The sequence below is a fragment of the Pseudomonas sp. MF6767 genome (assembly GCF_016405475.1).
GTDB classification, from domain to species: domain Bacteria; phylum Pseudomonadota; class Gammaproteobacteria; order Pseudomonadales; family Pseudomonadaceae; genus Aquipseudomonas; species Aquipseudomonas paracarnis.
On the sequence record NZ_JAEKCY010000006.1, the window covers coordinates 1 to 26705 of the forward strand.

Annotated in this window: 22 protein-coding genes; 4 read left to right on the forward strand and 18 right to left on the reverse strand. The window is 62.8% G+C overall.

Annotated features, from left to right (window positions below):
• Positions 1-299: AraC family transcriptional regulator (locus tag JFT58_RS30240; RefSeq protein WP_233095400.1), on the forward strand; the 299-nt coding region annotated here is incomplete at its 5' end.
• 116 nt (positions 300-415) lie between these two features.
• Here the strand turns inward: JFT58_RS30240 and JFT58_RS11815 are convergent.
• The 5 genes from JFT58_RS11815 to JFT58_RS11835 form a co-directional block, all read right to left on the reverse strand.
• Positions 416-1171 (reverse strand): SDR family oxidoreductase, encoded by a 756-nt coding sequence (locus JFT58_RS11815; RefSeq protein WP_054897407.1) that lies wholly within the window; start codon positions 1169-1171, stop codon positions 416-418.
• The gene (locus JFT58_RS11820) at positions 1161-1964 is read right to left on the reverse strand and encodes an SDR family NAD(P)-dependent oxidoreductase (RefSeq protein WP_034128193.1); all 804 of its coding nucleotides are present in this window, start codon (positions 1962-1964) and stop codon (positions 1161-1163) included. Before JFT58_RS11820 ends, JFT58_RS11815 begins: the two co-directional genes overlap by 11 nt.
• Positions 1957-2778, reverse strand: a complete 822-nt coding sequence (locus JFT58_RS11825; RefSeq protein ID WP_054897408.1) for a molybdenum cofactor biosynthesis F family protein — start codon at positions 2776-2778, stop codon at positions 1957-1959. The genes JFT58_RS11820 and JFT58_RS11825 overlap by 8 nt, the downstream gene beginning before the upstream one ends.
• Positions 2779-2791: 13 nt before the next feature.
• On the reverse strand, positions 2792-3157 hold the full coding sequence (locus tag JFT58_RS11830; protein WP_034128191.1) for a cupin domain-containing protein: 366 nt from the start codon (positions 3155-3157) through the stop codon (positions 2792-2794).
• Between the two features lie 134 nt (positions 3158-3291).
• On the reverse strand, positions 3292-4590 hold the full coding sequence (locus JFT58_RS11835) for an NAD(P)/FAD-dependent oxidoreductase (protein WP_054897409.1): 1299 nt from the start codon (positions 4588-4590) through the stop codon (positions 3292-3294).
• A 207-nt stretch (positions 4591-4797) separates the two neighbouring features.
• On the opposite strand from JFT58_RS11835, the gene hpaR reads away from it, so the two are divergent.
• A complete protein-coding gene (gene hpaR, locus JFT58_RS11840) occupies positions 4798-5220 on the forward strand; it encodes a homoprotocatechuate degradation operon regulator HpaR (RefSeq protein WP_032896376.1) in 423 nt (140 codons plus the stop codon).
• A gap of 123 nt (positions 5221-5343) precedes the next feature.
• Here hpaR and hpaI read toward each other — a convergent pair whose 3' ends face one another.
• The 8 genes from hpaI to JFT58_RS11880 form a co-directional block, all read right to left on the reverse strand.
• Complete coding sequence (gene hpaI / locus JFT58_RS11845) at positions 5344-6144, reverse strand: 4-hydroxy-2-oxoheptanedioate aldolase (RefSeq protein ID WP_054897410.1); 801 nt, start codon at positions 6142-6144, stop codon at positions 5344-5346.
• A gap of 16 nt (positions 6145-6160) precedes the next feature.
• Positions 6161-6964, reverse strand: coding sequence for a 2-oxo-hept-4-ene-1,7-dioate hydratase (gene hpaH, locus JFT58_RS11850; RefSeq protein ID WP_054897411.1), 804 nt, complete (start codon positions 6962-6964; stop codon positions 6161-6163).
• An 11-nt stretch (positions 6965-6975) separates the two neighbouring features.
• A complete protein-coding gene (locus tag JFT58_RS11855) occupies positions 6976-8280 on the reverse strand; it encodes an MFS transporter (RefSeq protein ID WP_103299796.1) in 1305 nt (434 codons plus the stop codon).
• 134 nt (positions 8281-8414) lie between these two features.
• The gene (locus JFT58_RS11860) at positions 8415-8807 is read right to left on the reverse strand and encodes a 5-carboxymethyl-2-hydroxymuconate Delta-isomerase (protein WP_034128187.1); all 393 of its coding nucleotides are present in this window, start codon (positions 8805-8807) and stop codon (positions 8415-8417) included.
• Positions 8808-8822: 15 nt separating this feature from the next.
• Entirely contained in the window at positions 8823-9680 is an 858-nt protein-coding gene (gene hpaD, locus JFT58_RS11865) for a 3,4-dihydroxyphenylacetate 2,3-dioxygenase (RefSeq protein WP_054897413.1), read from the reverse strand.
• 154 nt (positions 9681-9834) lie between these two features.
• Entirely contained in the window at positions 9835-11295 is a 1461-nt protein-coding gene (hpaE, locus tag JFT58_RS11870; RefSeq protein ID WP_054897414.1) for a 5-carboxymethyl-2-hydroxymuconate semialdehyde dehydrogenase, read from the reverse strand.
• A gap of 5 nt (positions 11296-11300) precedes the next feature.
• On the reverse strand, positions 11301-12071 hold the full coding sequence (locus JFT58_RS11875) for a fumarylacetoacetate hydrolase family protein (RefSeq protein WP_054897415.1): 771 nt from the start codon (positions 12069-12071) through the stop codon (positions 11301-11303).
• Complete coding sequence (locus JFT58_RS11880) at positions 12068-12733, reverse strand: fumarylacetoacetate hydrolase family protein (RefSeq protein WP_054897416.1); 666 nt, start codon at positions 12731-12733, stop codon at positions 12068-12070. The genes JFT58_RS11875 and JFT58_RS11880 overlap by 4 nt, the downstream gene beginning before the upstream one ends.
• 127 nt (positions 12734-12860) lie before the next feature.
• On the opposite strand from JFT58_RS11880, the gene hpaA reads away from it, so the two are divergent.
• Entirely contained in the window at positions 12861-13721 is an 861-nt protein-coding gene (gene hpaA, locus JFT58_RS11885; protein ID WP_034128182.1) for a 4-hydroxyphenylacetate catabolism regulatory protein HpaA, read from the forward strand.
• Here hpaA and JFT58_RS11890 read toward each other — a convergent pair.
• Together JFT58_RS11890 and JFT58_RS11895 are read right to left on the reverse strand one after the other, a co-directional pair.
• Positions 13648-15117 carry an efflux transporter outer membrane subunit gene (locus tag JFT58_RS11890; RefSeq protein ID WP_139271478.1) on the reverse strand — a complete coding sequence of 490 codons (1470 nt, stop codon included), beginning with the start codon at positions 15115-15117 and terminating at the stop codon, positions 13648-13650. The two genes, hpaA and JFT58_RS11890, sit on opposite strands and share 74 nt — an antisense overlap.
• Positions 15117-15911 carry a helix-turn-helix transcriptional regulator gene (locus tag JFT58_RS11895; protein ID WP_054897417.1) on the reverse strand — a complete coding sequence of 265 codons (795 nt, stop codon included), beginning with the start codon at positions 15909-15911 and terminating at the stop codon, positions 15117-15119. Before JFT58_RS11895 ends, JFT58_RS11890 begins: the two co-directional genes overlap by 1 nt.
• Before the next feature lie 490 nt (positions 15912-16401).
• Between JFT58_RS11895 and JFT58_RS11900 the strand changes: the two genes are divergently transcribed.
• A complete protein-coding gene (locus JFT58_RS11900) occupies positions 16402-22671 on the forward strand; it encodes a non-ribosomal peptide synthetase (RefSeq protein WP_198834386.1) in 6270 nt (2089 codons plus the stop codon).
• A 562-nt stretch (positions 22672-23233) separates the two neighbouring features.
• On the opposite strand, the gene JFT58_RS30585 is transcribed toward JFT58_RS11900, so the two are convergent.
• From JFT58_RS30585 to arnT, 3 genes are read right to left on the reverse strand one after another with little or no spacing between them, the layout of a single operon-like run.
• Positions 23234-23362: a hypothetical protein gene (locus JFT58_RS30585; RefSeq protein WP_254989796.1), complete on the reverse strand. Its 129-nt coding sequence runs from the start codon at positions 23360-23362 to the stop codon at positions 23234-23236.
• A gap of 27 nt (positions 23363-23389) precedes the next feature.
• A complete protein-coding gene (locus JFT58_RS11905; protein ID WP_054897419.1) occupies positions 23390-24907 on the reverse strand; it encodes an ArnT family glycosyltransferase in 1518 nt (505 codons plus the stop codon).
• Between the two features lie 28 nt (positions 24908-24935).
• Entirely contained in the window at positions 24936-26591 is a 1656-nt protein-coding gene (gene arnT / locus JFT58_RS11910; protein WP_054897420.1) for a lipid IV(A) 4-amino-4-deoxy-L-arabinosyltransferase, read from the reverse strand.
• Positions 26592-26705: the final 114 nt, after the last annotated feature.

The following is a 26705-nucleotide window of genomic DNA, read 5'->3' on the forward strand; positions in this document are numbered from 1 at the left end:
CCGCTCGTTCAAGAAGCAGTTCGAAGTATCGCCCAAGGATTTTCGTTCCAGCCGGTTGCAGGCGGTGCAAGCGTGATCGTTCCTACGCTCCGCGTGGGAACGCCGCCCCGGACGCTCCGCGTCCCGCTCCAGAAGTCGTGACGCGGAGCGTCACGGGATGCATTCCCACGCAGAGCGTGGGAACGATCGGCAAGTGGGGTTTTACCGACTCGGCGCATTTCAGCCGCTCGTTCAAGAAGCAGTTCGAAGTATCGCCCAAGGATTTTCGTTCCAGCCGGTTGCAGGCGGTGCAAGCGTGATCGTTCCTACGCTCCGCGTGGGAACGCCGCCCCGGACGCTCCGCGTCCCGCGCAGAAGTCGTGACGCGGAGCGTCACAGGATGCATTCCCACGCAGAGCGTGGGAACGATCGGGTTTCAGATTTCGGGCAGAGTCGCGCCACCATCCACCACCAGCGTCTGCCCGGTGATATAGCCCGCCAGGTCAGAGGCCAGAAACACCATCGCCCCGGCAATATCCGCCGCCGCGCCCAGGCGCCCCAGCGGCACACGGCGGGCGATGCTGTCATTCACGGCCGCATCGCCCAGGTTATCCATCGCCGGGGTGGCGATCATGCCGGGCTCCACGCCGTTGACCCGCACATTCAACGGCGCCAGCTCCAGCGCTGCATTGCGGATAAACCCATTCACCCCAGCTTTGGACGCCGCATAGTGGCTCAGCCCCGGATAACCGACCCGGTTGCCGGTGACCGAAGACGTCACCAGCACGCAGCCCCGGCCTTGTTCGCGAAACATCGGCAACGCCGCCTGGGTCAGCCAGAACAGCGCCGACAGGTTCACCGCCAGGGTGCGCTCCAGGATCGTTGGGGTAATGTCGGCAAAGGCGGTCAGCGGAAAATACCCGGCGTTGTGCACCAGCACATCCAGTTGCGCCAAGCCTTGGACGCAGGCGAACACCGCTTCGGCATCCGCCAGGTCAACGCCAACGGCGTCAACGTGATACCCCTGCGCGCATAACCCGGCAGCCAGGGCTTCAGCCTGTTCAACCCTACGGTCGGCAATCACCACCCGCGCACCGCGTTGGGCAAAGGCTTGGACGATGCCCAGGCCAATGCCCTGGGCGCCGCCGGTGACCAGCACGACCTGGCCGCTGAAATCCAGGTCATTCGTCATGGGCAGGCTCCAGGTGCGTAAACGCCAGCGTCGGCACGTCGACGATGCTGGAGCCACCGTCCGCCACCAACGTGGCGCCGGTAATGATCGAGGCGTCATCGCTGGCCAGGAAGCGGCACACCTTGGCGATCTCGTCGGCACGGGCGGCGCGCCGCAGCGGGACATCGGCACACACCCGTGTATAGGCCTGCTGCAAGGTTTCGCCGTACGCCTCCATCAACGGCTGCATCTCCGCGTCGGCCATCGGCGTGTGCACCCAGCCTGGGCACACCGCGTTCACCCGCACGCCATGGGGCCCATAATCACGGGCCAGCGAGCGGTTGAGCCCGAGCAGCGCATGCTTGGCAGTGGTGTAGCCACACACCTCGGGGCCTGCCGCCAATGAGGCGATGGAGCCAATCAGCACCATGTTCCCGGCGCTTTCCTGCAACAGCGGCAGGCAGGCGCGAGCGCTGTAAAACGCACTGTCGAGGTTGCTGCGCAGCGCGCCTTCCCAGGTGGCCGGGCTGGTCTGGGTCGCGCTGCCCAGCCCGTGACCACCGGCACAGGCCAGCAGCACATCGAGGCGCCCGAAGTGGCTGCGGATTTGTTGGATGAAGCCGTCCCAGGTGTCCGGGCAGGCGGCATCGCCCACCAGGATCAGCCCGCCGGTGTCCAGCGCCACCTGTTCCAGTGGCTCACGACGCCGACCGATCAGCACCAGATGCGCGCCTTCCTGTGCGTACAAGCGTGCGCAGGCAGCGCCGATGCCGGTGCCGGCCCCGGTGATCACCACCGTGCGCGGCTCAGTCACGGGGGTACTCCGTGCGGTTGAGCACCTGGCAATAGGAACTGATCGGGAAGTTCGACAGCGCGTCGAAGGACGCCCCGGCATAGCCGAAGATCTTGCCGTCGCTGCGATGCTGTTGCAGGTCGATCAGCACCAGGCCGAGGGTCGGTACGATCTTCTCCTGCCAGACGAACAGGTACAGCTGTTCGGCGATCTTGTAGTAATGGCAGCGGTCGGTGTCGCACAGGCCTTTCTCCACGCCCTCAAGGCATTGCCAGGCGTAGAATTGCGGGTTGAGGTAGATGTGCTCGTAGACCTCGCTGGGGCTGTAGCGGTAGTGGTTGCGCAGGCCGACCAACTCATTGGTGGGGGCGTGCAGGCAGTGACCGTCCTGCCACGGCCGGTCGAGGCTGCCGTGGAGGAAGTCAACCTGTACCGAGGTCAGCGGTTTGCCGGCCAGGGCGCGGTGGTAAAGGCCCTCGTGGGTCTCCGCCGGTTCTGGCATACGGCCAATCACCGCGGTAAAGGAGGCCGTTGGCGTGTCCAGCACCAGGCTGATCGACCAGCTTTGCCCCGCCTCGTGCTTGATAAAGTCCACCAGGTACAGGCCCGGGCGAATGGAGCTGGCGCGGTAGGCGGCGCTGCCGCTGGAGTGGCCATCGGCGGCGTGCCAGGCCAGGCGCTCCTGCTCGAAGCGGTGTTCGATCCGCCAGCCATTGGCAAAGTGCAGGGTGAAGGTCTGGCCGGCCAGGTCGGCCAGGTTCGGCAGGATGAACGCCTCGGGTGCAAAACCGTCGGCCAGGGCGCCCACGGTGATCCAGTCAGATGAATTCGACATGGCAACGCCTCCCTTACACGACGGCGAAGTAGTGTTTGACGAAACTCTCGCTGACCACTTCCCACAGCACCGGCGTGCCCTTGGTCACGAACCAGCTGTCACCGGCCTTGTAGCGGGTGGTTTGGCCGGTGGACTCGTCGGTCAGCACCACTTCGCCGGTCACTACCGTGGCTTGCTCGGCGAAGGGGTAGACCATGCGGAACTTGCCCTGGGTCGTGCCGAAGTACGCACTGCTGACCGCATCGGTGGGCGCGCCAAAGGTCATCTTGCCGAAGGCGCGTACTTCGCCTTCGAGGATTTGCGAGCCGAGGTCGGCCACGGTGCCCCAGGCGTCGAGTTCCGACAGCTGGACGTTGTGTTTGAGGGTGGTAAGTGTCATGGCAGATGCTCCGATAAGTACGAGATTTTTGTAGGAACGAGCTTGCTCGCGAAAAACTCACAGGCGCCGCGTTCATTCAGGAAGCACGCGTTATCGTTGAAGTTTTTCGCGGGCAAGCCCGCTCCTACAGGGGGTTAGCGGCGACCGTTCCAGTAGCCGGAAAGTTGGTGCCAGGATTTGCCCGCCGTCAGCAGCAGCGGGCGAATCGCGTCCTTGCCGATGATGGTGGGGCGGTGAATCGAGCTGACCAGGTCATAGCGCGCCGAGCCTTCGCTCATGCCTTCGGCCAGCACCTTGCAGATGATGTGGCTGGGGGTGACGCCAAAGCCGGAATAGCCCTGCACGAAAAACGCGTTGCTGCGCCCCGGCAAGGTGCCCACCTGCGGGAACAGGTTCGGGCTGCACGCCATTGGGCCGCCCCAGGCCAGGTCGATTTTCACGTCCTTGAGGTAGGGGAAAATCTTCAGCATGAGGTTGCGGTTCCAGGCTTTGAGGTCGCCGGGAATGTGCTCCACCAAAGGCGTGGCGGCACCGAACAGCAGGCGGTTCTCGTTGGTGACGCGGTAGTAGTCGATCACTGGGCGGATGTCGCTATAGGCTCCACGGATCGGGCTGATGCGCTGGATCAACTCCTCGGACAACGGCTCGGTCATCATCTGGAACGCGTAGGTGTTGATGGTCGAGCGGTGCAGTTCTGGCTCCAGCTTGTTGAGGAAGCTGTCACAGGCCCACAGCAACTTGCTGGCGCGTACCGAACCGCGACCGGTGCGCACGGTGATGCGCTCGCCGTAGCTGACGTCCAGGGCCGGGCTGTTCTCGAAGATCTTCACGCCATGGCTGGCCAGTGCGGTGGCTTCGCCCAGCAGCAGGTTCAGCGAATGCACATGCCCGCCACCCATGTGCAACAGGGCGCTGGTGTAGGCGGTGGAGCCGATGATCTGCTGCACATCGGAGCCGCCGAGAAAGCGGATTTCGTGCTGGCTGTTGATCGACTTGAAGTCCTTCTCCCAGGCGCGCAGGGTTTTTTCCTGGCGGGCGTTGAAGCCCATATAGCCGTAGCCGTGGCAAAAGTCCGCGTCGATGTTGTACTTGGCGATGCGGTTCTTGATGATGTCGGCGCCCAGGTCGCTGATCTCGAACACTTGGCGCAGGCCGTCTTCGCCCACGTCCTTCTTGATCTTCTCCAGGTCATGGCCGATGCCTGCCATGATCTGCCCACCGTTGCGGCCCGTGCCGCCAAAGCCCAGGTAGCGCGCTTCAAGCACCACAATGTTGGTGATGCCTTTTTCCGCCAGCTCAAGGGCCGTGTTGATCCCGGAAAAGCCGCCGCCGATGACCACGACGTCTGCGTCGATATCCTGTTCCAGGGTGGGGAAGCTGAGGTTGTATTTCTTGGTGGCGGTGTAGTACGTGGGGGTTTCGATGTTGATCATGGCGCAGCCTGAAAAAGTGAAGGAAGGCGCTAAAGCGGATGCCTCCATTAGGGCCCCTGGCGGGCGGGAAGTCTTGATCCTGCGTGCCCGGGTTTTTGATTCAGCGCGCCACGGGCGAGGGCACCTACAAGTTATAGCGCGGTCGCCGGCCGGGAATGTTAGAGTTTCGTTAAACTATTAACTAAATACTTCGTGACCCTGAGCCCTATGTCCACACCTCGACAATCCCTGACCCTGGCCTTGCTGCAAGCGCGCGAGGCCGCGATGAGTTTTTTCCGTCCTTCCCTGAATGAACACGGCCTGACCGAACAGCAATGGCGCATCATCCGCATCCTTGAACAGCATGGTGAGTTGGAGATCTACCAACTGGCGGAACTGGCCTGCATCCTCAAGCCGAGCATGACCGGCGTACTGGTGCGCATGGAAGCGGCCGGCATGGTGCACCGGCGCAAGGCCGAACAGGACCAGCGCCGGGTGCTGATTACCCTGGCGGACAAGGGCAAGGCGAGTTTCGAGTCCATGAGCCAGTGCATGGAGGCCAACTACCAGCGTTTGCAGGATCAGTTTGGCGAAGAGAAATTCCAGATGCTGTTGGGGTTGCTGGATGACTTGAAGAACATCAAACGCTGAACTAATGACTGAACCACCACCGGTCAACTGTGGGAGCTGGCTTGCCTGCGATAGCGCCGGGTCAGCTGGCTTATCTGTCGCTGATGCACCGCCATCGCAGGCAAGCCAGCTCCCACATGGATTTCAGTAGACACCACCGGTATTGGCAGCCACCGGTACGTCTTTGAACTTCCCGGCCAGGCTTTGCAGCCCCCGCATCAACACCGTGGTATCCACCCCCACCGCCACGAACGTCGCCCCCAACTCGATATAGCGTCGTGCGAGATTTTCATCCGCACTGAGAATCCCTGCCGCCTTACCCGCCTTGACGATACGCACGATGGCGTCCTCAATCGACGCCTGTACCTGCGGATGCCCCGGGTTACCCCGATGGCCCATTGACGCGCTCAAATCTGCCGGGCCGATAAACACCCCGTCCACGCCTTCGACGGCGGCGATGGCGTCCAGATTGGCCAGGCCCTCGGCATTCTCAATCTGCACCAGCAGGCACATCTGCGCGTCGGCCTGGTCGAGGTAGTCGGTGATGCTGTTCCAGCGCGAAGCACGGGCCAGGGCGCTGCCGACGCCGCGAATACCCTGGGGCGGGTAGTGCAGGGCGCGCACCAGTTCCCGGGCCTGGGCAGCGCTTTCGACCATGGGCACCAGCAGCGTCTGCGCGCCGATATCCAGCAGTTGCTTGATCAGCGCCGTGTCGCCGATCACCGGGCGAATCAATGCCTGGCTGGGGTAGGGCGCGATGGCCTGCAATTGCGCCAGCATCCCCGGCAGCTGATTGGGCGCGTGTTCGCCGTCGATCAGCAGCCAGTCGAAACCGGCATTGGCGGCCAACTCGGCGCTATAGGCATTGGCAAGGCCGAGCCACAGGCCGATCTGTACCTCGCGGTTGTGCAGGCGTTGCTTGAAGCGGTTGACAGGCATGTCCATGAAAGCACTCCTGGGTTCAGACGAAGCGGCAGGCAATCGAGCCGAGCAGGTCGTAGTCGACGTGGAAGGTATCGCCAGGGCGGGCTGCCACGGGGCGGGTAAACGAGCCGCCGAGAATCACCTGGCCGGGCAGCAGGGTGACGTCATAGGGCGCCAGCTTGTTGGCCAGCCACGCCACGCCTTTGGCCGGGTGGTTGAGCACCGCCGCCGACACCCCGGACTCTTCGATCACGCCATTGCGATACAACACCGCCGGCACCTTGCGTAGGTCGATCTCGGTGGGGCGCACGGCGCGGCCGCCGAGGACCACACCGGCGTTGGCGGCGTTGTCGGAGATGGTGTCGAACACCTTGCGGGTGGCGTTGGTATGCGGGTCGACCTGCTGGATGCGGGCGTCGATGATTTCCAGCGCCGGGATCACCCACTCGGTGGCGTCGAGCACATCGAACACCGTGCAGTTGGGCCCTTCAAGCGGCTTGCCGAGGATGAAAGCCAGTTCCACCTCCACCCGTGGCACGATGAAACGCTCGAAGGGAATGTCGCTGCCTTCGTCGAAAAACATGTCGTCGAGCAGAGCGCCGTAATCGGGTTCGGTGATATTCGACGACACCTGCATGGCCCGTGACGTCAGGCCGATCTTGTGACCCTTGAGCGTGCGCCCGTGCTTGATCTTCTGGGCGACCCATTCACGCTGGATGGCGTAGGCGTCCTCGATCGTCATATCGGGGTAGTCGAGGGAAAACTGGCGCACCTGTTCGCGGCTGCGTTCGGCATGGTCCAGGTGGGCGGCGGCTGCGAGGATTTGCTGGGAGTCGAGCATGGCAACGGTCTCTAGTGTGGGTTGACGATGGCGGCCTGGGTGCGCAGCACCAGCAAACCACCGAGGGCGATAAACAGGGCGAGTACGTACAGGGCCAGGCTGGCGCTCTGGGTGGCGTCGCGCATCCAGCCGATCAGGTAGGGCGCGAGGAACGCCGCGATGCTGCCGAACGAGCTGATCATGGCGATGCCCGCCGCCTGGGTGGTGTGGGAGAGAAACGCCGGTGGCAGTTGCCAGAACATCGGTAGCGCGGCACTGGCGCCCATGCCGGCGACCACCAGCCCGCCCATCACCAGCAGCGCATTGGCGGGCGCCAGGCCCGCGACGGCGATGCCGAGCGCCGCCATCAGCAATGGCACGCACAGGTGCCAGCGGCGTTCGCGGTGGCGGTCGGACGAGCGCCCGCAGCCGAGCATGAAGAAGCAGCCGGCCAGGTACGGCACGGCGCTGAGCAAGCCGACCTGGCTGTCACGGCCGATGCCGGCGCCGTGGATCAGGGTGGGCATCCAGAACGCCAGGGTGTTGACCGCCAGCATCACCGCAAAGTACACGGCCACCAGCAGCCACACCTGCGGGTCACGCAGGATGCCGCCGAACGAGGTGATGGTCTTGCGCTGTTCCTCGTTGCTCAGTTGGGTGTGCAATTGCTGTTTTTGCTCGGCAGTCAGCCAGTGCACCGACTCGAAACTGTCCGGCAGCCACTTGAGTACCACCAGTCCCAGTAGCACCACGGGCGCGCCTTCGATCAGGAACATCCACTGCCAGCCGCGCAGGCTGCCGACGTCGTGGAAGTTCTCCAGGATCGCCCCGGAAATCGGCCCGCCCAGCACTCCGGCCATGGGCACCGCAATGGCAAACAAGGCAGTGACCTGGGCGCGACGGCGTGCCGGGTACCAACGGTTGAGGAATACCAGGATCCCCGGGAAAAAACCGGCCTCGGCCACACCCAGCAGAAAGCGCAGCACGTAGAACCCGCGTGCGCTCTCCACCCACAACATGCCGGTGGAGAGCAGACCCCACACCACCATCAGGCAGGCGATCCAGCGCCGTGGTCCGACACGGTCCAGGGCAATGTTGCTGGGCACGCCGAACAGTGCGTAGGCGATGAAGAACAGGCCGGCGCCGAAGCCATACACGGTGTCGCTGAAGTGCAGGTCGCTGCTCATCTGCATCTTGGCAAAGCCGATGTTGATGCGGTCCAGATGGGCGAACAGGTAACACACCAGCAACAAGGGCATCAGGCGCCAGGTCACCAAACGATGGGTGCGGTCGTGCTCGGCAAGCCGCAGGCTTGCAGTGGAATGGGCTGTGCTCATGGCGTTGTTCTTTTTGTTGTAGGAGCGAGCTTGCTCGCGAAAAACGTTAACGAAAACGCAGCGCTGCCGGTGATCCGCGGTGCCTGTGGGTTCTTCGCGAGCGAGCTCGCTCCTACAGGGGGGGCGGGGCCGTTTCAGCTTGCCGGGTTGTTCAGGAACGCATGCACATTGTTCTGCTTGAAGTTGAGCTGTGGGTGCAGCTCGATCATCTCGAACGACAGCGCCAACAACCGTTGCGCCTGCAGCTCGGCGAAGTGTGCGGTGATCACCGCGAACACCGCTTGGGCGACTGCTTCGCGCGTCGCCAGGTCGCGGCCATGGCCGACCTTGAGGGTCATGTGTACAAAGGCATAGTCGTGCTTGCCATCGGCCATGCGCCAGGTGTCCAGGCGCACGCCGCGACTGCGAATGCCGCCCAGCGGAAACACACCGCTGTCGCCCAGCACGCGGTGGACTTTTTCAAACAGGCCGGGCAAATCGGCCTGTTGTTCGAGGTTGTCGGTGTACTCAGCGATAAAGTGCGGCATGATGTTCTCCCAGGGTTAAAGCGGGAAAATCGCGTTGATCTGGCCGGTGCCCGAACTGCCGAACGGCGGCGTGATGATCTCGGCCGGCTTGGCATAGTCGGGCCCACCCAGCAGGCCCAGGAGCATGGCGGTGTCGTGCATCTTGCCTTCGCCAAAGCAGTGATCGGCGTAGTCGGGCAACATGGCGCAGAACTCCCTGAAGCGGCCTTGCTTCCACATTTGCACGACATGCAGGTCCACCTGCTTGTCGAATTCGCGGGTCCAGTTGTGGATATTCGCCTCAGCCTGGCGGTCGTCCGAGAACCGATGGGACAGCGAGCCGGACGCCAGCACCAGCACCTTGCGGTCGCTCTTTTCGATCGCCCGGCGCACGGCGGCGCCGAAGGCAAAGCTGTCTTCCAGGCGATGCCAGGCGCACCAGGCAGCGATGGAAATGACCTTGAATTTCTCTGCGTCGGGCACGCCCATATGCATGTAGCGCATGGGCACCAGGGTGCCGTATTCAAGTTCCAGGCTCGGGATGTTGTGGGCCATGCTACGCACGCCAGCCAGGTTGGCTTCGGCGGCGATCAGCTCACCCAGTTCAGGGCAGCCGGGGTAGGCGTAGTCCATGTTCTTGATGAAGTGCGGCAGTTCGTTGCTGGTGTAGGTGCCCTGGAACTGCTCGCCGCAATTGACGTGGTAGCCGCTGTTGACCAGCCAGTGCACGTCGAACACCACCGCAGTGTCTGCCCCGAGTTCGCGGGCACGCCGGCCGATCTCCTTGTGCCCGGCAATCGCCGCTTCGCGACAGCCGTGATGCTTGCCGGGCAGTTCCGACAGGTACATCGACGGTACGTGGCAGATCTTCGCTGCCAGAACCACTTCGCCCATGATGACTCTCCTGAATAATTATTCTTGTAAGGCCGTTGAGGTCCCTGCGGGAGCTGACTTGCCTGCGATGGCATCGACTCGGTACGGCTGAAGGACCGCGGTGTCTGCATCGCGGGCAAGCCCGGCTCCCACAGGAGGCTTGTTTGAGCCTGGGCTACACGCCCCAGCGCGGAATGTGATGACTGCCCATGGAAATACACACGTTCTTGATCTCGGCAAACACTTCGAAGCTGTACTGGCCGCCTTCACGCCCGGTGCCCGAGCCTTTGACTCCGCCAAACGGCTGGCGCAGATCCCGTACGTTCTGGCTGTTGATAAATACCATGCCCGCTTCGATACCGCGCGCCAGGCGGTGGGCCTTGCCGATGTCCTGGGTCCAGATGTAGGAGGCCAGCCCGTATTCGGTGTCGTTGGCCAGTTGCAGTGCCTCGGCTTCATCCTTGAACGGAATCAGGCACACCACCGGGCCGAAGATTTCTTCCTGGGCGATGCGCATCCGGTTGTTCACGTCGGCAAACACCGTCGGCTGGATAAACTGGCCGCGGCTCAGGTGCGCCGGCAGGTTGGCCGGGCGTTCCAGGCCGCCAGCCAGCAGCGTGGCGCCTTCCTCCAGGCCGATCTTGATGTAGCCGGTGACCTTGTCGTAATGGGCCTGGGTGATCATCGAGCCGACCTGAGTCTTCGGGTCCTGGGGGTCGCCGACGATCAAGCGCTTGGCTCGCGCCGCGAACTCGGCGACAAATTGCGGGTAGACACTTTCCTGGATGAAGATCCGGCTGCCAGCGGTGCAGCGCTCGCCGTTGAGGGAGAAGATCGTGAACAACGCGGCGTCGAGGGCGCGTTCCAGGTCGGCGTCTTCAAAAATCAGCACCGGCGACTTGCCGCCCAGTTCCATGGAGTACTTTTTCAGGCCGGCGGTCTGCATGATTTTCTTACCGGTGGCGGTGCCGCCGGTAAAGGAAATCGCCCGTACATCCGGGTGGCGCACCAGTGCATCACCGGCGGTGGCGCCGTAGCCCTGGATCACATTGAGCACGCCATTGGGAATCCCGGCCTCCACCGCCAGGCGCCCCAGTTCATTGGCAGTCATCGGCGACAGTTCCGACATCTTCAACACCGCCGTATTGCCCAGCGCCAGGCACGGCGCGGTCTTCCAGGTGGCGGTCATGAACGGCACGTTCCACGGCGATACCAGCCCGCACACGCCCACTGGCTGGTACAGGGTGTAATTGAGCATCTGATCGTCCACCGGGTAGGTGTGGCCGTCCATGCGGGTGCAGACTTCAGCGAAGAAATCGAAGTTGTGCGAGGCACGCGGGATCAACACGTTCTTGGTCTGGTGGATTGGCAGGCCGGTGTCCAGGGTTTCCAGCTCGGCCAGGTGTGGCACGTTCTGTTCGATCAGCTCGCCCAGCTTGCGCATCAAGCGCGCGCGCTCTTTGGCCGGCGTATTGGCCCACTTGGGGAACGCGGCCTTCGCCGCCGCTACGGCTTGCGCGACTTCTTCGGCGCCGCCGCTGGCGACTTCGCCGATGGCCTCGCCGGTGGCCGGGTTGTAGTTGATGAAGACGTCTTTGCTCTCGACCTCACGGCCGTTGATCCAGTGTTTGATCATGTTGTTCAAGCCTCTTTGCGCGCGGAGAAAAACTCCGTTTCACTGACGATACGGTTGACCAGGCGGCCCACGCCTTCGACTTCCACCACTACCTCATCCCCCGGCACCACATCGGCCAGGCCCTCGGGCGTGCCGGTGGCGATCATGTCGCCCGGTTGCAGGGTCATGAAGCTGGACAGGTATTCGATGAGGTAGGGGATATCGAAAATCATGTCTTTCGTGCTGCCTTCCTGGCGCAGTTCGCCGTTGATCCAGGTACGCAATTTCAGGTTGCCTGGGTCGGGCACATCGGCCACGTCGACAATCCACGGGCCGACCGGGGTGGTGGCGTCGCGGTTTTTCACGCGCAGGTTGGGGCGGTAGTAGTTTTCCAGGTAGTCGCGGATCGCGTAGTCGTTGCACACCGTGTAACCGGCCAGGTAGTCCAGGGCGTCGGCGCGCTTGACGTTGCGCGCGGTCTTGCCGATCACCGCCACCAGCTCGCACTCGTAGTGCATATAGGCGACGTTGTCGGGGCGCCAACTGACTTGGCGGTGACCGGTGTAGGTGCCCACCGATTTGATGAATGCCAGCGGTTCGGTCGGCGGCGTAAAGGCCAGTTCGGCGGCGTGGTCGGCGTAGTTCAAACCCAGGGCGAACATGTTGCCGGTGGCGGGTGGCAGCCATTGCACCTGGTCTTCGGCCAGCAACCGCCCATCCTCCAGGCGCACGCTGCAGTCGGCTTGCACCAATACGTTGTGGGGTGCACCTTCAAAGTGGATACGTGCGCGTTTCATGCCGATGCCTCCGCTGCAATGGTGTTGCTCAGGCGGCCAATGCCGGTGATATCGACCTCAACCTGGTCGCCTGGCTGCACATCCACGCGGCCTTGCGGGGTGCCGGTGATCAGTACATCGCCGGGGTACAGGGTCATGAACTCGCTGATCTCGGCGATCAATTGCGGGATGTCGCGTATCCAATCGGCGGTAGAGCTTTCCTGGCGCAGCTCGCCATTGACGAACAGCTTGAGGCTCAATTGATTGGGGTTGGCCACTTGATCCCGCGCCACTAACTGCGGGCCCAGGGCGCAAAACCCATCGCGGCATTTGGCTTTGACGGCGGGGCGGTAGTAGCTGTCTTCCGGCAGGCTGAATTCATTCACCACCACATACCCGGCCACATGCGCCATGGCGTTCTCCAGGCTGACACGGCTGGCGCGCTGACCGATCACCACGCCCAGCGCCGGGCCCGGTTGCAGGCGCTCGCCGTGCGGGTGTAGCACCACGCCGTCGTGCCCATTGCGCGTGTTGGGGGTTTTGATAAACAGCACCGGCTTGGTCGGCGGCTGCTGGTAGGGCGCCTGTTGGAAGGCGGCGAGATGCTGGTCCAGCAGGCCCTGGTAGTTCAGCGCAACGCCGAACAGGGTGCCGCTGGCAACATCATGCAGGGTTCGGCTCATGCGTTTCTCCTGGCGGTGACGACGGCTGCACGGCCGTTCGTTAAGTTGTTAACGTTATAATTAATATGTTAACTACCGTCAAGCGTGGCACACTGCGCTGGCCTCACAACAACAAGAAGAGAGCCCCGTGAAGCCGATTCCCAACATCAACATCGGGCAGGTCTACGACCAGCGCTACAGCGACGCCGAGGTGCATTACGACAAGCTCGGCAACCTGGCGGGGTTTTTCGGGCGCAATATGGCGGTGCATCGCCATGACCGGTTTTTCCAGGTGCATTACGTCAAGAGTGGTGCAGTGCGGGTGTATCTGGATGACCGCCAGTACGTTGAATCGGGACCGATGTTTTTTCTCACGCCGCCCACGGTGGCCCACGCGTTTGTCACCGAAGCCGATGCCGACGGGCATGTGTTGACGGTGCGCCAGCAGCTTGTATGGGGATTGATCGACGCCGACCCCAGCCTCGCCTCCGGCGCCGCATGTGTGGCCTTGACTGGCGACGCTGAGGGGGTGGAACAACTCTTCGAGGCGCTGTGCAGTGAGATCAACGCCGAACGGGCAGGGCGCGCCGCCGCCCTCGACAGCCTGACGCGGTTGATCATGATCCGGTTGCTGCGCCTGTGCGCCCACGCCCAGCCGGCACGCCCGACAGCCCATGAAGACCTGCGCATCTTCCATCGTTTCAACGAGCTGATCGAAGCCCACTACCTGGAACATTGGCCGTTGGCGCGTTATGCCGAGGGCATTGGCGTGACCCAGGCGCGGCTCAATGAAGTGTGCCGACGCATTGCTGACCTGCCGTCCAAGCGCCTGATCCTTGAACGGCTGATGCAAGAGGCCAAGCGCCTGCTGTTGTTTACCGGCAGTTCCGCGAATGAAATCTGCTACCAGCTGGGGTTCAAGGACCCTGCGTATTTCAGCCGGTTTTTTTTGCGCTATGCACAGATGACACCGGGGGAGTACCGGCTGCGGCAGTCGGGGTTGCGCTGATATCCCAGGCGCCCCCCAGTGCGGTATACAAATTCACCTCGGCGACCAACTGCGCCAGCCGGTCCACAATCAGCGCCTGTTGCGCGCTGAACAGCGAACGCTGCGCATCGAGGAACGTCAGGTTGCTGTCCACGCCGCTGCGGTAACGGTGCTCGGCCAGGTCATAGTAGTTCTGGTTGGCGGCGACGAAATCCCGTTGCGCCGCCAGTTGGTCGTTGAAGGTCTGGCGTGCGGCGAGGCCGTCGGCAACCTCCTGGAAGGCGCCCTGGATGGATTTTTCGTACTGGGCCACCGTGATGTCCTTCTGCAGCCTGGCGTAATCGAGGCTGGCGCGCAGGCTGCCGGCGTTGAAGATCGGCAGGTTGATCTGCGGCTGAAAGGTCCAGCTACCCGAGCCGCCCTTGAACAGCCCCGACAGCTCCTTGCTGGTGCTGCCGGCGTTTGCCGTCAGGGTCACGGAAGGAAAGAACGCGGCACGGGCCGCACCGATATTGGCGTTGGCCGCCTGCAGTTGGTATTCGGCCTGGAGGATATCCGGGCGGCGTTGCAGCAGGTCCGAGGGCAAGCCGGCGGGCACGCGGGCGACCAGATCGTCGGCCAATGGGCGCGCAGGCAGGTGTTCATCCACCGGGCCACCCACCAGCAGCGTGAGGTTGTTGAGGTCCTGGGCCACCTGGCGTTCATAGCGGGCTACGCTGGCGCGGGTACTTTCCACTGCCGTGCGCGCTTGCACTACGTCCAGCGCCGAGGCTTTGCCTGCGCTTTTACTGCGGCTGGTCAATTGCCAGCTGTGGTCGTTGGCGACCAGGGTTTGCTCGGCCAGGGCCAGCAGTTCCTGATCGGCGCGCCAGGTCAGGTAAGCATTGGCGACGTTGGCCACCAGGCTCAATTGCGTACTGCGCCGCGCTTGTTCGGTGCCCAGGTAAGTGAGCAGCGCCTGTTCGCTGAGGCTGCGCACGCGGCCGAACAGATCCAGTTCGTAAGCGCTCAGGCCCAAGGTGGCGGAGTAATTGGAGGTTATCGCTGACTTGCCGGTGCCGGTCACGCTCCCCGGCAGCTTCTGGCGCTTGCCGGCGCCTGTGGCAGAGATCGCCGGGAACAGATCCGCGCGCTGGATTCGGTACTGGGCCTGGAACGCTTGCACATTCAGGGCCGCCACTCGCAGGTCGCGGTTGTTGAGCAGTGCATCATTAATCAGCTGTTGCAGCGCCGGGTCGCGGAACAGCTGCTGCCAGTCCGGGTTTTGCGCCTGGGTGCCGGCCTGCGCCAGGCGGTATACGCCGTCTTGGGGGTACTGCGCAGGCGTCGGCGCGGCTGGTCGCTGGTACTCGGGAATCAGCGAGCAACCGCCGAGCATCCAGGCCATGCCGACGGTGCACAGTGCTCGTGTGTTCATCAGGCGCCCACCATCCATTTGGCCAGGCCATGCCGGCCGCTCACGCCCAGCTTGGCGGCGGCGCGCTTGAGGTAGGTCTCGATCGAGCTGTTTTTGACACTGAGTTTCTCCGCGATTTGCGGCACGGTACCGCCGGTCAGCAGGCCCAGGCACACCTCCTGTTCCCGCGCCGAAAGGGTGATGTCGCTCAAAGACAAGCGTTTGTAGAACTCACGCTGCAACTGCGATTGTTCCAACAGGGTATGGGCCGGCTCAGTCTCGGCGTGCGGCGCCTGGCGCAGGCTCTGGGCGTGCCGTTCCATCAACGGCAACAGCGTGTCCGACAAGCACTTGAGAAACGACAACTCAGCCAGGGAGAACCCCTGCTGCGTCGGCGGGCGGTAGAACGAAATCACACAGCGTCGATTGCCCTGGCGCGATACCAGATTGCACTGGTGCGAAGTACCGCGCGGATGCGCGCTGTTGGCCTTGGCGTTCATCTGGATCAGCAGCGGGTCTTGCATGTGCAGCATCTGCCGCAACAGCGGGTGGTCGTTCAGCGCATGCAAGGTCTGGGGCACCGACAAATCCTTTTTCACCCCGGCGCTGCCCAGTAACTTGATGTCCAGCACGCGGTCGCGCAGTTCATCCAGGGTCCATTCGCTGAGGTCTACCAGGTGAATCGGTACCCACTTGCCCACCAGCTGCAACATCGTGGCGGCGAAATGTTCGTCGCCGCTGTTTGAAATCAACTCGCCCATTTCGGCATAAAAATGCGGGCCGCAGGTGTCGCCAATACTCGGGGTCAGACTCATAGCCATCTCATCCTTGATGTCGAAAACCGTCAACGGTTGCCCAGGGCCTGTGCAGGGCGCTCCGTACTGCTTGAACGTAACTCGGCGTTCGAAATTTTATTTAGCCATAGGGATTTGTCCTACGTATGTAGCGGAAACGAGGGACACAAGCTGCCATAAAAGCTGCGCCATTAATCCGACGTTTCTCGTGAATTAAGCCGGCTACGTACAGGTGTAAGTTATTTTTAGTTTTAGTTAAGTTATTGATGTAAATGATGAATTATTAAAATAAAGGGGTTATCCAGAGGCTCGGCATGGATGAGCTGTAGCCAATCTCCTACAACGCTTTAATCGTTTCAGCCATGAACCTTCGATCAAGGCCTATCCATCCATTTGAATGTCCGGGTTTCGGGTGTCAGACACCCCTCGGCGGCCATGCTCCAATCCGGCAACTTCGGCGTAATGGGCCACCTCTGCGCGGCCAGTGCCTGACCCCCATGAGAAGGATCTTATGCAGTATTCCTCCAGCCAGCCGGCCCGCTTCCCCCTCACTGGCGCCCAACAAGACATTTGGCTCGACCAACTGCGCGTGGGCGATTCGCCGCTGTACAACATTGGCGGCTATCTGGATTTTGCCGGCACCGTCGAGCCCGAACGCATGCAGCATGCTGTCGCACTGCTGGTGGCCCGTCACGATGCACTACGCACCCAACTGCACACCGACGCCAATGGCCTGCCTGGGCAAACATTCGCCCCGGAGCTGAAGGTGGAAATGGCGCTGCATGATTTCTCCGCGCTGCCCGACCCATCCGCGGCAAGCCAAACCTTGATGCAGGCGCAAATGGCTCGGCCCTACGCCCTGAGCGGCGAGCCACTGTGCCGTTTTTTCCTGGTCAAACTTGATGATGATCACTACCGCCTCGGTACCCAGGCTCATCACCTGATCCTCGACGGCTGGGGCTTCGGCCAGATGCTGCAATCCCTCGCGCAGCTCTACAGCGCCCTGGAGCAGGGGCACGCCACCGAGCCACTGGCGCCTTCCTACATCGACTTTATCGACACCGACCAACGCTACCTGCAATCGGCCCGCTACGCCCGCGACCGTGATTATTGGCTGGGCAAATACCAGGTGCTGCCCGAGCCGCTGCTCACCCCCAGGCACAACACCAAGACGTCGAGCAACACCTGGGTGCAGGGCTTTCCGGTGCAGTTGCTCAACCGCATGGAGCAGGTTGCCAACCACTACCAGGCGTCGGCCTTTCATGTGTTGCTGGCGGCGATGTATGTGTATTTCACCCGCACCAGCCAACGGCAGGAATGGGGAGTAGGCCTGCCGATTCTCAACCGCTCCAACGCGCGTTTTCGCGCCACTGTGGGCCTCTTCACCCAGGTCAGCGCGGTACGTTTTGCGTTCAACGAGGGCGTGTCTTTCGGTGCTCTGGTACGGGGCATCCGTGATCAGCTCAAGCAGGATTTTCGTCATCAGCGCTTCCCGTTGAGTGAGATGAACCGCGAGCTGGGCTTGCGCCGAACAGATCGCGGGCAACTCTTCGACGTGTCGGTATCGTTCGAGCAGGACGACCACGACCTGCGCTTCGGTCAGGTCCAGGCCCGCGCGATCAAGGTCTCCAATCACCATGAAGCGCTACCGCTCGCCCTTCATCTGCGCAGCAACCGTTACCAGGACAATGCGTGGCTGCATTGCGTCTACAACGAGGCGTATTTCCAGGCGCACGATGTGCAGGCGTTGGCCCAGCGTTTCATCGGGCTGCTGGAGCAGGGGTTGGAGGACACTGCGCTGCCCATCGGCGAGTTTTGCATGCTGCTGCCCGAGGAGCAGGCCCGACTGCTGCACTGGAACGCCACCGCGCAGCCCAACGCCACGCCGCAAACCCTGCACCAGCGTATCGAGGCCCAGGCCGCACGCACGCCCCACGCGATTGCGGCGGTGTTTCAGGACCGTTCACTGAGCTACACCCAACTCAACCGCCAGGCCAATGCACTCGCCCATCAACTAGTGGCGCTCGGCGTACAGCCCGATGACCGTGTCGCAATCCTGGCCCGGCGTGGCCTTGACACCCTGGCGGGGCTGTTGGCGATCCTCAAGGCCGGCGCCTGCTACGTGCCGCTTGACCCGGCCCATCCCGGCGAACGCCTGGAGTACCTGCTGCACGACAGCGCGCCCGCGGCCATCCTGACTCAGCGCGATTTACGCCAGCGTCTGCCCGTCTCGACGGTACCGGTGATCGCGCTGGAGCCTGGTAGCGCATCCATCGACAGTAACCCTCAGGTTGCCGTCACGCCGTCGAACCTGGCTTACGTGATTTACACCTCGGGTTCCACCGGGTTGCCCAAGGGTGTGATGGTCGAACATCACAGCGTGTCGAACCTGGTGGACTGGCATTGCCAAGCGTTCGACCTGCATGCGGGCAGCCACACTGCCAGCGTCGCCGGCTTCGGTTTTGATGCCATGGCCTGGGAAGTCTGGCCGGCGTTGTGCGTGGGGGCGACCTTGCACCTGCCACCGGCCCATGAAGGCGCGGAAGATATCGACGCGTTGCTCGGCTGGTGGCGCTCGCAACCATTGGATGTGTGTTTCCTGCCCACGCCTGTGGCCGAATATGCGTTCAGCCAGGGGCTGGGGCATCCCACCTTGCGCACCTTGCTGATCGGCGGCGACCGCCTGCGCACCTTCACCCAGGCGCAGACGTTTGCGGTGGTGAACAACTATGGCCCCACCGAAGCCACCGTTGTGGCGACCTCGGGGCGCGTTGAGGTGGGCCAGCCGTTGCATATCGGCGCGCCGGTCGCCAATGCCCGCGTCTACCTGCTGGACGCGCAGCAACGCCCGGTGCCGATTGGCGTGGCGGGGGAGTTGTATGTCGGCGGCAAGGGCGTGGCGCGGGGGTACCTGAACCGTGCCGAGTTGAGTGCCGAACGGTTTATCGACGACCCTTTCAGCGGCGGTCGCATGTACCGCACCGGCGACCTGGCGCGCTGGCTGCCAGACGGCAATCTCGACTACCTGGGGCGCAATGACGACCAGGTAAAAATCCGTGGCGTGCGCATCGAACTGGGGGAAATCGAGTCGGCCCTGGCCAGCCATCCGGCGCTTCAGGACGCGGTGGTGCAGTTTCGCGACGGGCAATTATGGGCGTGGTTCGTGCCCCGTCAGCCTGTGGAAATCGAAGTGCTGCGCACTCACCTGCAAGCCTCGCTGCCGGACTACATGCTGCCGGCGGCTTACGTGTGCCTCGACGCGTTGCCCCTCACCGCCAACGGCAAGCTCGACCGCCGAGCCTTGCCGTCACCGACCCAGGAAGCCTTTATCACCCGCCGCTTCGAAGCGCCACAAGAGGGCGTGGAGACCACACTGGCGCAGATCTGGGCCGAGTTGCTGAATGTGCAGCCAGTGGGCCGCCATGACCATTTCTTCGAGCTGGGCGGGCATTCGCTGTTGGCGGTGCAACTGGTGCAGCGCATGCGCGAGGCCGGCCTGCGCGCCGATGTGCAAGTGCTGTTCGGCCAGCCCACCCTGGCGGCGCTGGCGGCGGCGTGTGTCGGTCACGAACAGGCGGTGCCGGCCAATCGAATCCCGGCCGGTTGCACCCATATCACCAAGGATTTGCTCGTTCTTGCCGAACTTGACCAAACCAGCCTTGACCGCATCGTCGCCGGCATCCCTGGCGGCGCCGCCAACGTGCAGGATATCTATCCGCTGGCGCCGTTGCAGGAAGGGTTGCTCTACCACCACCTCACCGATGCGCACGACCCGTACCAGCAACAAGCGCTGTTCAGCTTCGCGCGCCGCGAGCAGCTGGATGCCTTCGCCAGTGCCCTGCAACAGGTGATCGATCGCCACGATATTTTGCGCACCAGCCTGGTGTGGGATGCCCTGGAACAACCGATGCAGGTGGTGTGGCGCCAGGCGCAGCTGCGAGTTGAAGTGCTGCGCGAACCGGCGCAACCCCTGGACTTGCGCCAGGCGCCGCTGATGGCCCTGGATTACGCCGAGGAGCCCCAGCACCAGCGCTGGGTCGCCAGGCTGCGCTTTCATCATCTGCTCAACGATGCCACGTCGACCACGCTGCTGGTGGACGAGATTCGTGCCCATCTGCTGGGTCAACAGGCGCAGCTGCCTGTGCCCGTGCCTTATCGCAACATGGTCGCGCAGGCCCGCTCAACGGCTCGCCAGGCGGCGCACGAGGCGTTCTTTCGAGAGCGTCTGGCGGATGTCGATGAGCCGACCTTGGCGTTCGGCCTACAGAAGCGTCAGGCCCTGCGTGCCGAGACCGAAGAGGCGCAGCGCTCGCTCAGCGACGCGCTCAATCTGCGCCTGCGCAGCCAGGCACGAGCCCTGGGGGTCAGTGCCGCGAGCCTTTTCCACCTGGCCTGGGCTCAGGTGCTCAGCCGTGTCGCCGGCCGCGAAGATGTGGTGTTCGGTACCGTGCTGCTCGGCCGCTTGCAAGCCGGCGAGGGGGCCGAGCGGGCCTTGGGCATGTTTATCAACACCTTGCCGCTGCGCCTGCGCCTGGCCGGGAAAAACGTGGCGGATGCGCTGCACGATACTCACGCGCAACTGAGCGCTTTGCTCGCCCATGAACAGGCGTCCCTGGCGTTGGCCCAGCGTCGCAGCGGCGTGCCGGAACTGTTCAACAGTTTGCTCAACTATCGTCACACCTCCGCGGACCCTGGACTGAACCTTGTGCCGGGCATTGCCTTGCTTAGCAGTGAAGACATCCTCAGTTACCCGTTGATGCTTACGGTGGACGACACGGCCAGCGGCTTCCGGCTCAAGGTCATGGCCCCGGACACAGTGGGCGCTGAACCTGTCTTGAGCTACTTCGACACCGCGCTGAACGGCCTGCTGGACGCATTGGAAAGCACGCCGGATATGCCGCTGCGCGGTGTGCAGGTGCTGCCCGCGAGCCAGTTGCAAACTCTATTGGTGGACTTCAACGCAACCTCCACCGACTACCCACAAACGCTGACCGTGCAAGCGCTGTTTGAAGCCCATGCGCGGCGAACCCCCGATGCCATTGCGGTGCAGGCGGGTCAGCACGCATTGACCTACCGCCAACTCAACGAACGTGCCAACCAACTGGCTTTTCACTTGCGTGAGCACGGCGTACAACCGGACTCGCGGGTGGCGTTGTGCGTGGAGCGTGGGTTGGACTTGGTGGTGGGCTTATTGGGAATTCTCAAGGCGGGCGGCGCCTATGTGCCGCTCGACCCAGGTTACCCACGCGAGCGCCTGGCCTACATGCTCACAGACAGCCAGCCAGTGGCACTGTTGGTACAAGCTGCCACTCGCGAAGGGGTGGGCGATGTCTCGATCCCGCTGATCGACTTCGACCACTGCACCTGGAATCAGGCGCCAATCGACAATCCAAGCGTGCCAGGCTTGAGCGTCGCCAATCTCGCCTACGTGATGTACACCTCGGGCTCCACCGGCACGCCCAAGGGTGTGATGATCGAGCACCGTGGCCTGGGCAACCTGTTGCATTGGGGCTCGCAACTGTGCCCGAACGCCGAAGGCGGCGCCTTGTTGCAGCGCGCGCCGTTCAGCTTCGATGGTTCTGTGTGGGAGCTGTTCTGGCCGTTGAGCAACGGCATGCGCCTGGTGTTGGCGCGGCCCGATGGGCACCGTGAACCGGCGTACCTGGCCCAGGTGATTCGTGAGCAGCAGATCAGGGTGATCCAGTTCGTGCCCGCCATGTTGCAGCAGTTTCTGGACCTGGACGAATCGGCCCTGTGCACCAGCCTCACCGATATAGTGTGCGGCGGCGGCGAACTCACCGCCGCCTTGGCCCGTGGCGTGCAGGCGCGCTTGCCCACGGTGCGCTTGCATAACGTGTACGGCCCCACCGAAGCCACGGTGGACAGCTGCGCCTGGACCCTCGAACCCGGCGCGCCGGTGCCCGCCTTGCAACTGCCGATTGGCCGCGCCATCAACAACACCCGCCTGTATGTCCTGGACGCTCATGATGCGCCGGTGCCCATGGGTATCAGCGGCCAACTGCACATCGGCGGCGTCGGCGTTGCCCGTGGTTACCTGGGCTTGGAACAGCTGACCGCCGAACGTTTCATCGAAAGCCCCTTCGTGCCCGGCGACCGCCTGTATCGCACCGGCGACCTGGTGCGCTACCTGCCAGACGGCACTCTTGAATTCCTTGGGCGTAACGACTTCCAAGTGAAACTTCGCGGTGTGCGCCTGGAGCTGGGAGAGATCGAAGCACGCCTGGCCGCCCACCCGGCGCTGCACGAGGTGGCGGTATTGATTCGCGATGAGCGCCTGGTGGCCTACTTCACCCTGCGCGGCCAGGCGCCGAGCCTGCAAGCCTTGCGTGACCATGTGCTGGAGCACCTGCCGGAATACATGGTGCCGGCCGCCTTCGTGCAACTCGACGCACTGCCCCTCAACCCCGCCGGCAAACTCGACCGCAAGGCCCTGCCGGCGCCAGGGCTGGAGGCCGTGCTTAGCCGAGCCTACGAAGCGCCAGTGGGCGAGGTGGAAACCCTGATGGCCGGGATCTGGGCTGACGTGTTGAAGCTCGAACGGGTAGGGCGCCATGACCACTTCTTTGAACTGGGCGGGCACTCCCTGTTGGCAGTGAACCTGGTAGCCCGCCTGCGCAAGGCCGGGCTGGACGTGGACGCACGCACCTTGTTCAGCCAGCCCACGCTGGCACAACTGGCCGCGAAAACGGCGGCGCAGGCCCCGCGCGTGGAAGCTCCCCAAGCCGCCATCCCCCAACTCAACCGCCGTCGACGGATTTAGCTGACTTGTGGTGAGGGGAGCTTGCGGTGGAAGCGGCTTGCTCGCGTAAGCGGCCTGACAGCCGGCATTGATCCAACTGATGCCCTGCGAACCCATGTGGGAGCTGGCTTGCCTGCGATGGCCATAGGTATCTACACAACTTTGTAGCCTGTAGCCGCCGACGGTAACCACGATGCGAAGCGAGCCGCTCTTGATCTTGATCTGCTTTTGATCTTAGGCGCCCCGTTAAACCACGCTGTCGGATTACGGGCACACCGAGACTACGCGAGGTGCCGAGTGGTGGGGCAAGAGCCTTTTGGTTACTTTTGGCTGGGCCGGCATTCCGGCTCTTTTCAACAGTGACCCGCTGTAAAAGCGGAACCAATAGCAGCCATTGCCGCAGGAACGGATATGTACGCGGTCTGACCCGAGATACTGGTCGGCTTTAAGGCCGCCTTCGCAGGCAAGCCAGCTCCCACATTGGATCGCGGGGCATCAGTTATATCAGCGTCGGCTGTCAGGCCGTCGCGGGAGCAAGCTCTCTCGCCACAGGTCCTGCGTCGCATTAAAGTTGTGTAGATATCTATGCTGCGATGGCATCGACCCGGTTCGCCTGAACTACCAAGGTATTTGCATCAATACCAAGGTAGGAGCGATCCACCGTAGTCTTGGCAATCGCCAACAAATGCCACACCGCCAGAATCTTCGCCATGAAAAAAGGTCAGCAAGCAACAGTACCTCAGCGTATCCCCGGAACAAACGCCACACTGCCTCCCTCACGCGCCTTGAACAACCGCTCCCCATTATCCGGTTGCGTCGTCACCACTTGATGATCCACCCCCAGGAACGCCAACGGCGCGGGCTCGTCCTTGGAATACTGCGCGACGATTATCGTGCGTTGCGGATCAAACCCCTGGCCGCTGGTTTTCTCCAGCCAGGCCATGAATGCAGCGCTGTCGCCCTGGCGCAGGAAGTCCTGGCTTTCGCTGACGTAGTAGAAAGGTTTGCCGTGGTTTTGCAGGTACATGGGCAGTTTGTTGTCGACCTCTACCAGCACCAGTTGCCATTGGTTCCAGGGTGCGCTTTTTTCTGCCTGGGCTTGCAGGTCGGCGGCGAAGCGGGTGACGCCGCCGTTGCCGTTGGTCCAGGGGTAGATCACGCCCAGCACCAGCAAGAGCAGGCCTGCGCTGAGGCCAATGCCTGTTTGCCAGCGCGGCCAGCTCGAAGGTTTTTTGTGCAGGCGTTCACTCAGCCACCAGGCGGCGAGCAGTTGGGCGAAGGGCACCAGCGGCAACACGTAGTAGCTGCGGCGGCTGCCGCTGGCGGTGAAGAATACAAACAACAGGCCCAGGCCCCACACTAGCCAGCGTACGTTGGGCGGCGCCCTGCGCCAGTTGCGCACGGCCAGCCACAGGCCAAGTAACCAGCAGGGTGCCCAGGGTAGGGTGTAGACCGGCAAGTAGATCAGGTAGGTGTAGATCGGCCCCATATGGTCGAAGGGGTCGAAGAAGCGCACCACGTTTTCGCGGAACACCAGCTCCAGGCCGCTCTCGCCGTAAGTGGGGGCGCCGTAGCGGTGGGACAGTACAAAGGGAATCGCGTACACGATGCCTGCGATGAGCAGGGCCAGCACCAAGCGCAGGTTGAGGTGGCGTTTGTAGCGGTGTTCGCTGAGCAAGTGTGGCAACAGCACCAGGCCCGGCAGCACCACACCGATCAAGCCCTTGAACAGTGAGGTGGCGGCCAGCAACAGGAAAAACACCGTGTAGCGCCCCAACCGCGTGTCATCCGGCCCAAGCCAATACCACCACACCGCTGCCAGCACGCCGCACACGGTGAGGACATCGGCGGTGGCCACGCGGGCCCAGAACAGGAAGTAGAAGGTGGTGGCGAGCATCCACCCGGCAATCAGCCCGGTGCCTTTACGAAACAGGCGTTCACCGATCAGGTACACCAGCCAGATGCTCAACCACGCGGCAATCACCGATGACAGGCGCAGCGACCACGGGCCGAGGCCGCCGAGCAGATGGGCAAACCCGGTGATCAGCCAGTAGGAGGGCAGGGGTTTGTCGTAATACGGCGTGCCTTTGAGGTATGGGTCGAAATAGTCACCGCTTTGCAGCATCTGCAAGGCGATATTCGCCCAGCGCGTTTCCGGCCCCCACAGTTCGCGGCTGCCCAGGCCCAGCAAGAGCAGCAAGGCCGAGGTGCCCAGCAGTAACACCAGGGCGCCGCGTTCGGTTTTCCAGAAACTCATGGGATGTTCCCCGTGGCAGGCGCTGCATTCAAGGTTGTTGGGAGTAAATCGTCAGTACCAGGTTGCCCTTGCGATAGCGTTTGCCGCCGGGCGGCAACTGCCCTTCTTCACGGTGTTCGCTGGTGCTCTTGACCTGCATCAGCACGCCGACCGACCCGTGTTGGCGGGCCTCGGCCAACCAGGCCTGGACACTGTCCGGCGTGACCTTGCGCTGTGCCGCGTCTTCGTAGTTCAAGCCATAGCGCAGCTCTCCCTGGGTGTTATAAAACGCCACATCGGGCCGGCGCAGGCGCCAGGTCAAGGCCGATGCCAGGCCCAGGTCATTGCTCAGCAAAGCACGGGTAGGTTGCAGTTCGTCCAGATGTTCCAGCACGAACTGGTCGGGCATCTCGTTATCTTGGATCAGAGCCGGCATGCCCGCCGGTAGCAATGCCACCAGCAAACCAATGCCCAGGGCAGGCATCGCCCACAACGTCAGCGGGCGCACCGCTTGCAACAGGTTGGCGAGGATCCAGCCCAGCAGCACGATAAACGTCAGGGACAGGTTGAACATCTCCGCATGGCTATTGCTGTACAGCGGGCGGGTGATTTGCAGGTAGATCAGCACCACCATGGCCGTCATGCCAAGCACGAAATTGAGCGCGCCGTTGATGACTAGCGTGCGCGCCTTGCCTTGCTTGATCAGGTCGATCAGACCGTGGCCCATTAACAAGGCCAGGGGCAACAGGCACGGCATGATGTAGGTCGGCAATTTGCCTTTGCTCAGGCTGAAAAAGCCCAGGGGAAGCAGCAGCCACAGGGCGAGAAAGGCAATCGCCGGCTGGCGCTTTTCCTGCCAGGTTTTTAGCAGGGTGCCGGGTAGCAAGGCGGCCCACGGCAGGCACGCCACCACCATGATCGGCAGGAAGAACCACAGCGGCCGCGCATGCTGTGCGTTGTCGGCGGCAAAGCGGCGGATATGCTCATGCCAGAAAAAGAAATGCCAGTAATCTGGTTCGCGCAGGTGGATCGCCAGGGCCCATGGCAGGCATACCAGCACGGCAACCAGCACCGCCAGCGGCCCGTAGCGCATCAACTCACCGACGCGACGCTGCCAGACCAGGTAGGGCACGGCGATCAACACCGGCAACAGCCAGGCCAGGAACCCCTTGGTCATGAATCCCATGGCGCAGGCCACGCCCAACACCGCCCAGGCACCCAGGCGTTCCCGTGGCGTGCGGCAGTCCAGGGCAAACCACAACGCCACCAGGCTCAGGTTCACCCACAGGGTGAATTGCGGGTCGAGATTGGCATACCCGGCTTGCCCGGCCACCAGGCCAAAACTCAGGTAGAGCAGGGCGCAGGCAAAGCTCTTGCGCGGCTCGTTCCACACGCGACGGGCGAGCAGGTAGGCCAGCACCACACTCAAGCCCGTGCTCAGCACTGAGGCGATACGCACGCCGAACAGGTTTTCACCGAACACCGCCTGGCCAAGGGCGATCAGCCAATAGCCGGCGGCGGGCTTCTCGAAATAACGCACGCCCATGAAGTGCGGCGCCACCCAGTTACCGCTCATCAGCATTTCCTGGCTGACCTGGGCGTAGCGGGTTTCGTCCGGCGTCCATAAACCGTGAAAGCCCAGGGGCAACAGGAAGAACACGGCAACGCCCAGCAATAGCCAGGACACAGGGTTTATGCGGGGCATGCGCACATCGCTCCATAACGTTCAAGTACGGGCAATGGCGGTATTAACTTAATAGGGCGAAGCATCGTAAGGATCACTAAGTTGTTGTTGGAGAGCATAACTAACAGGCGCGGC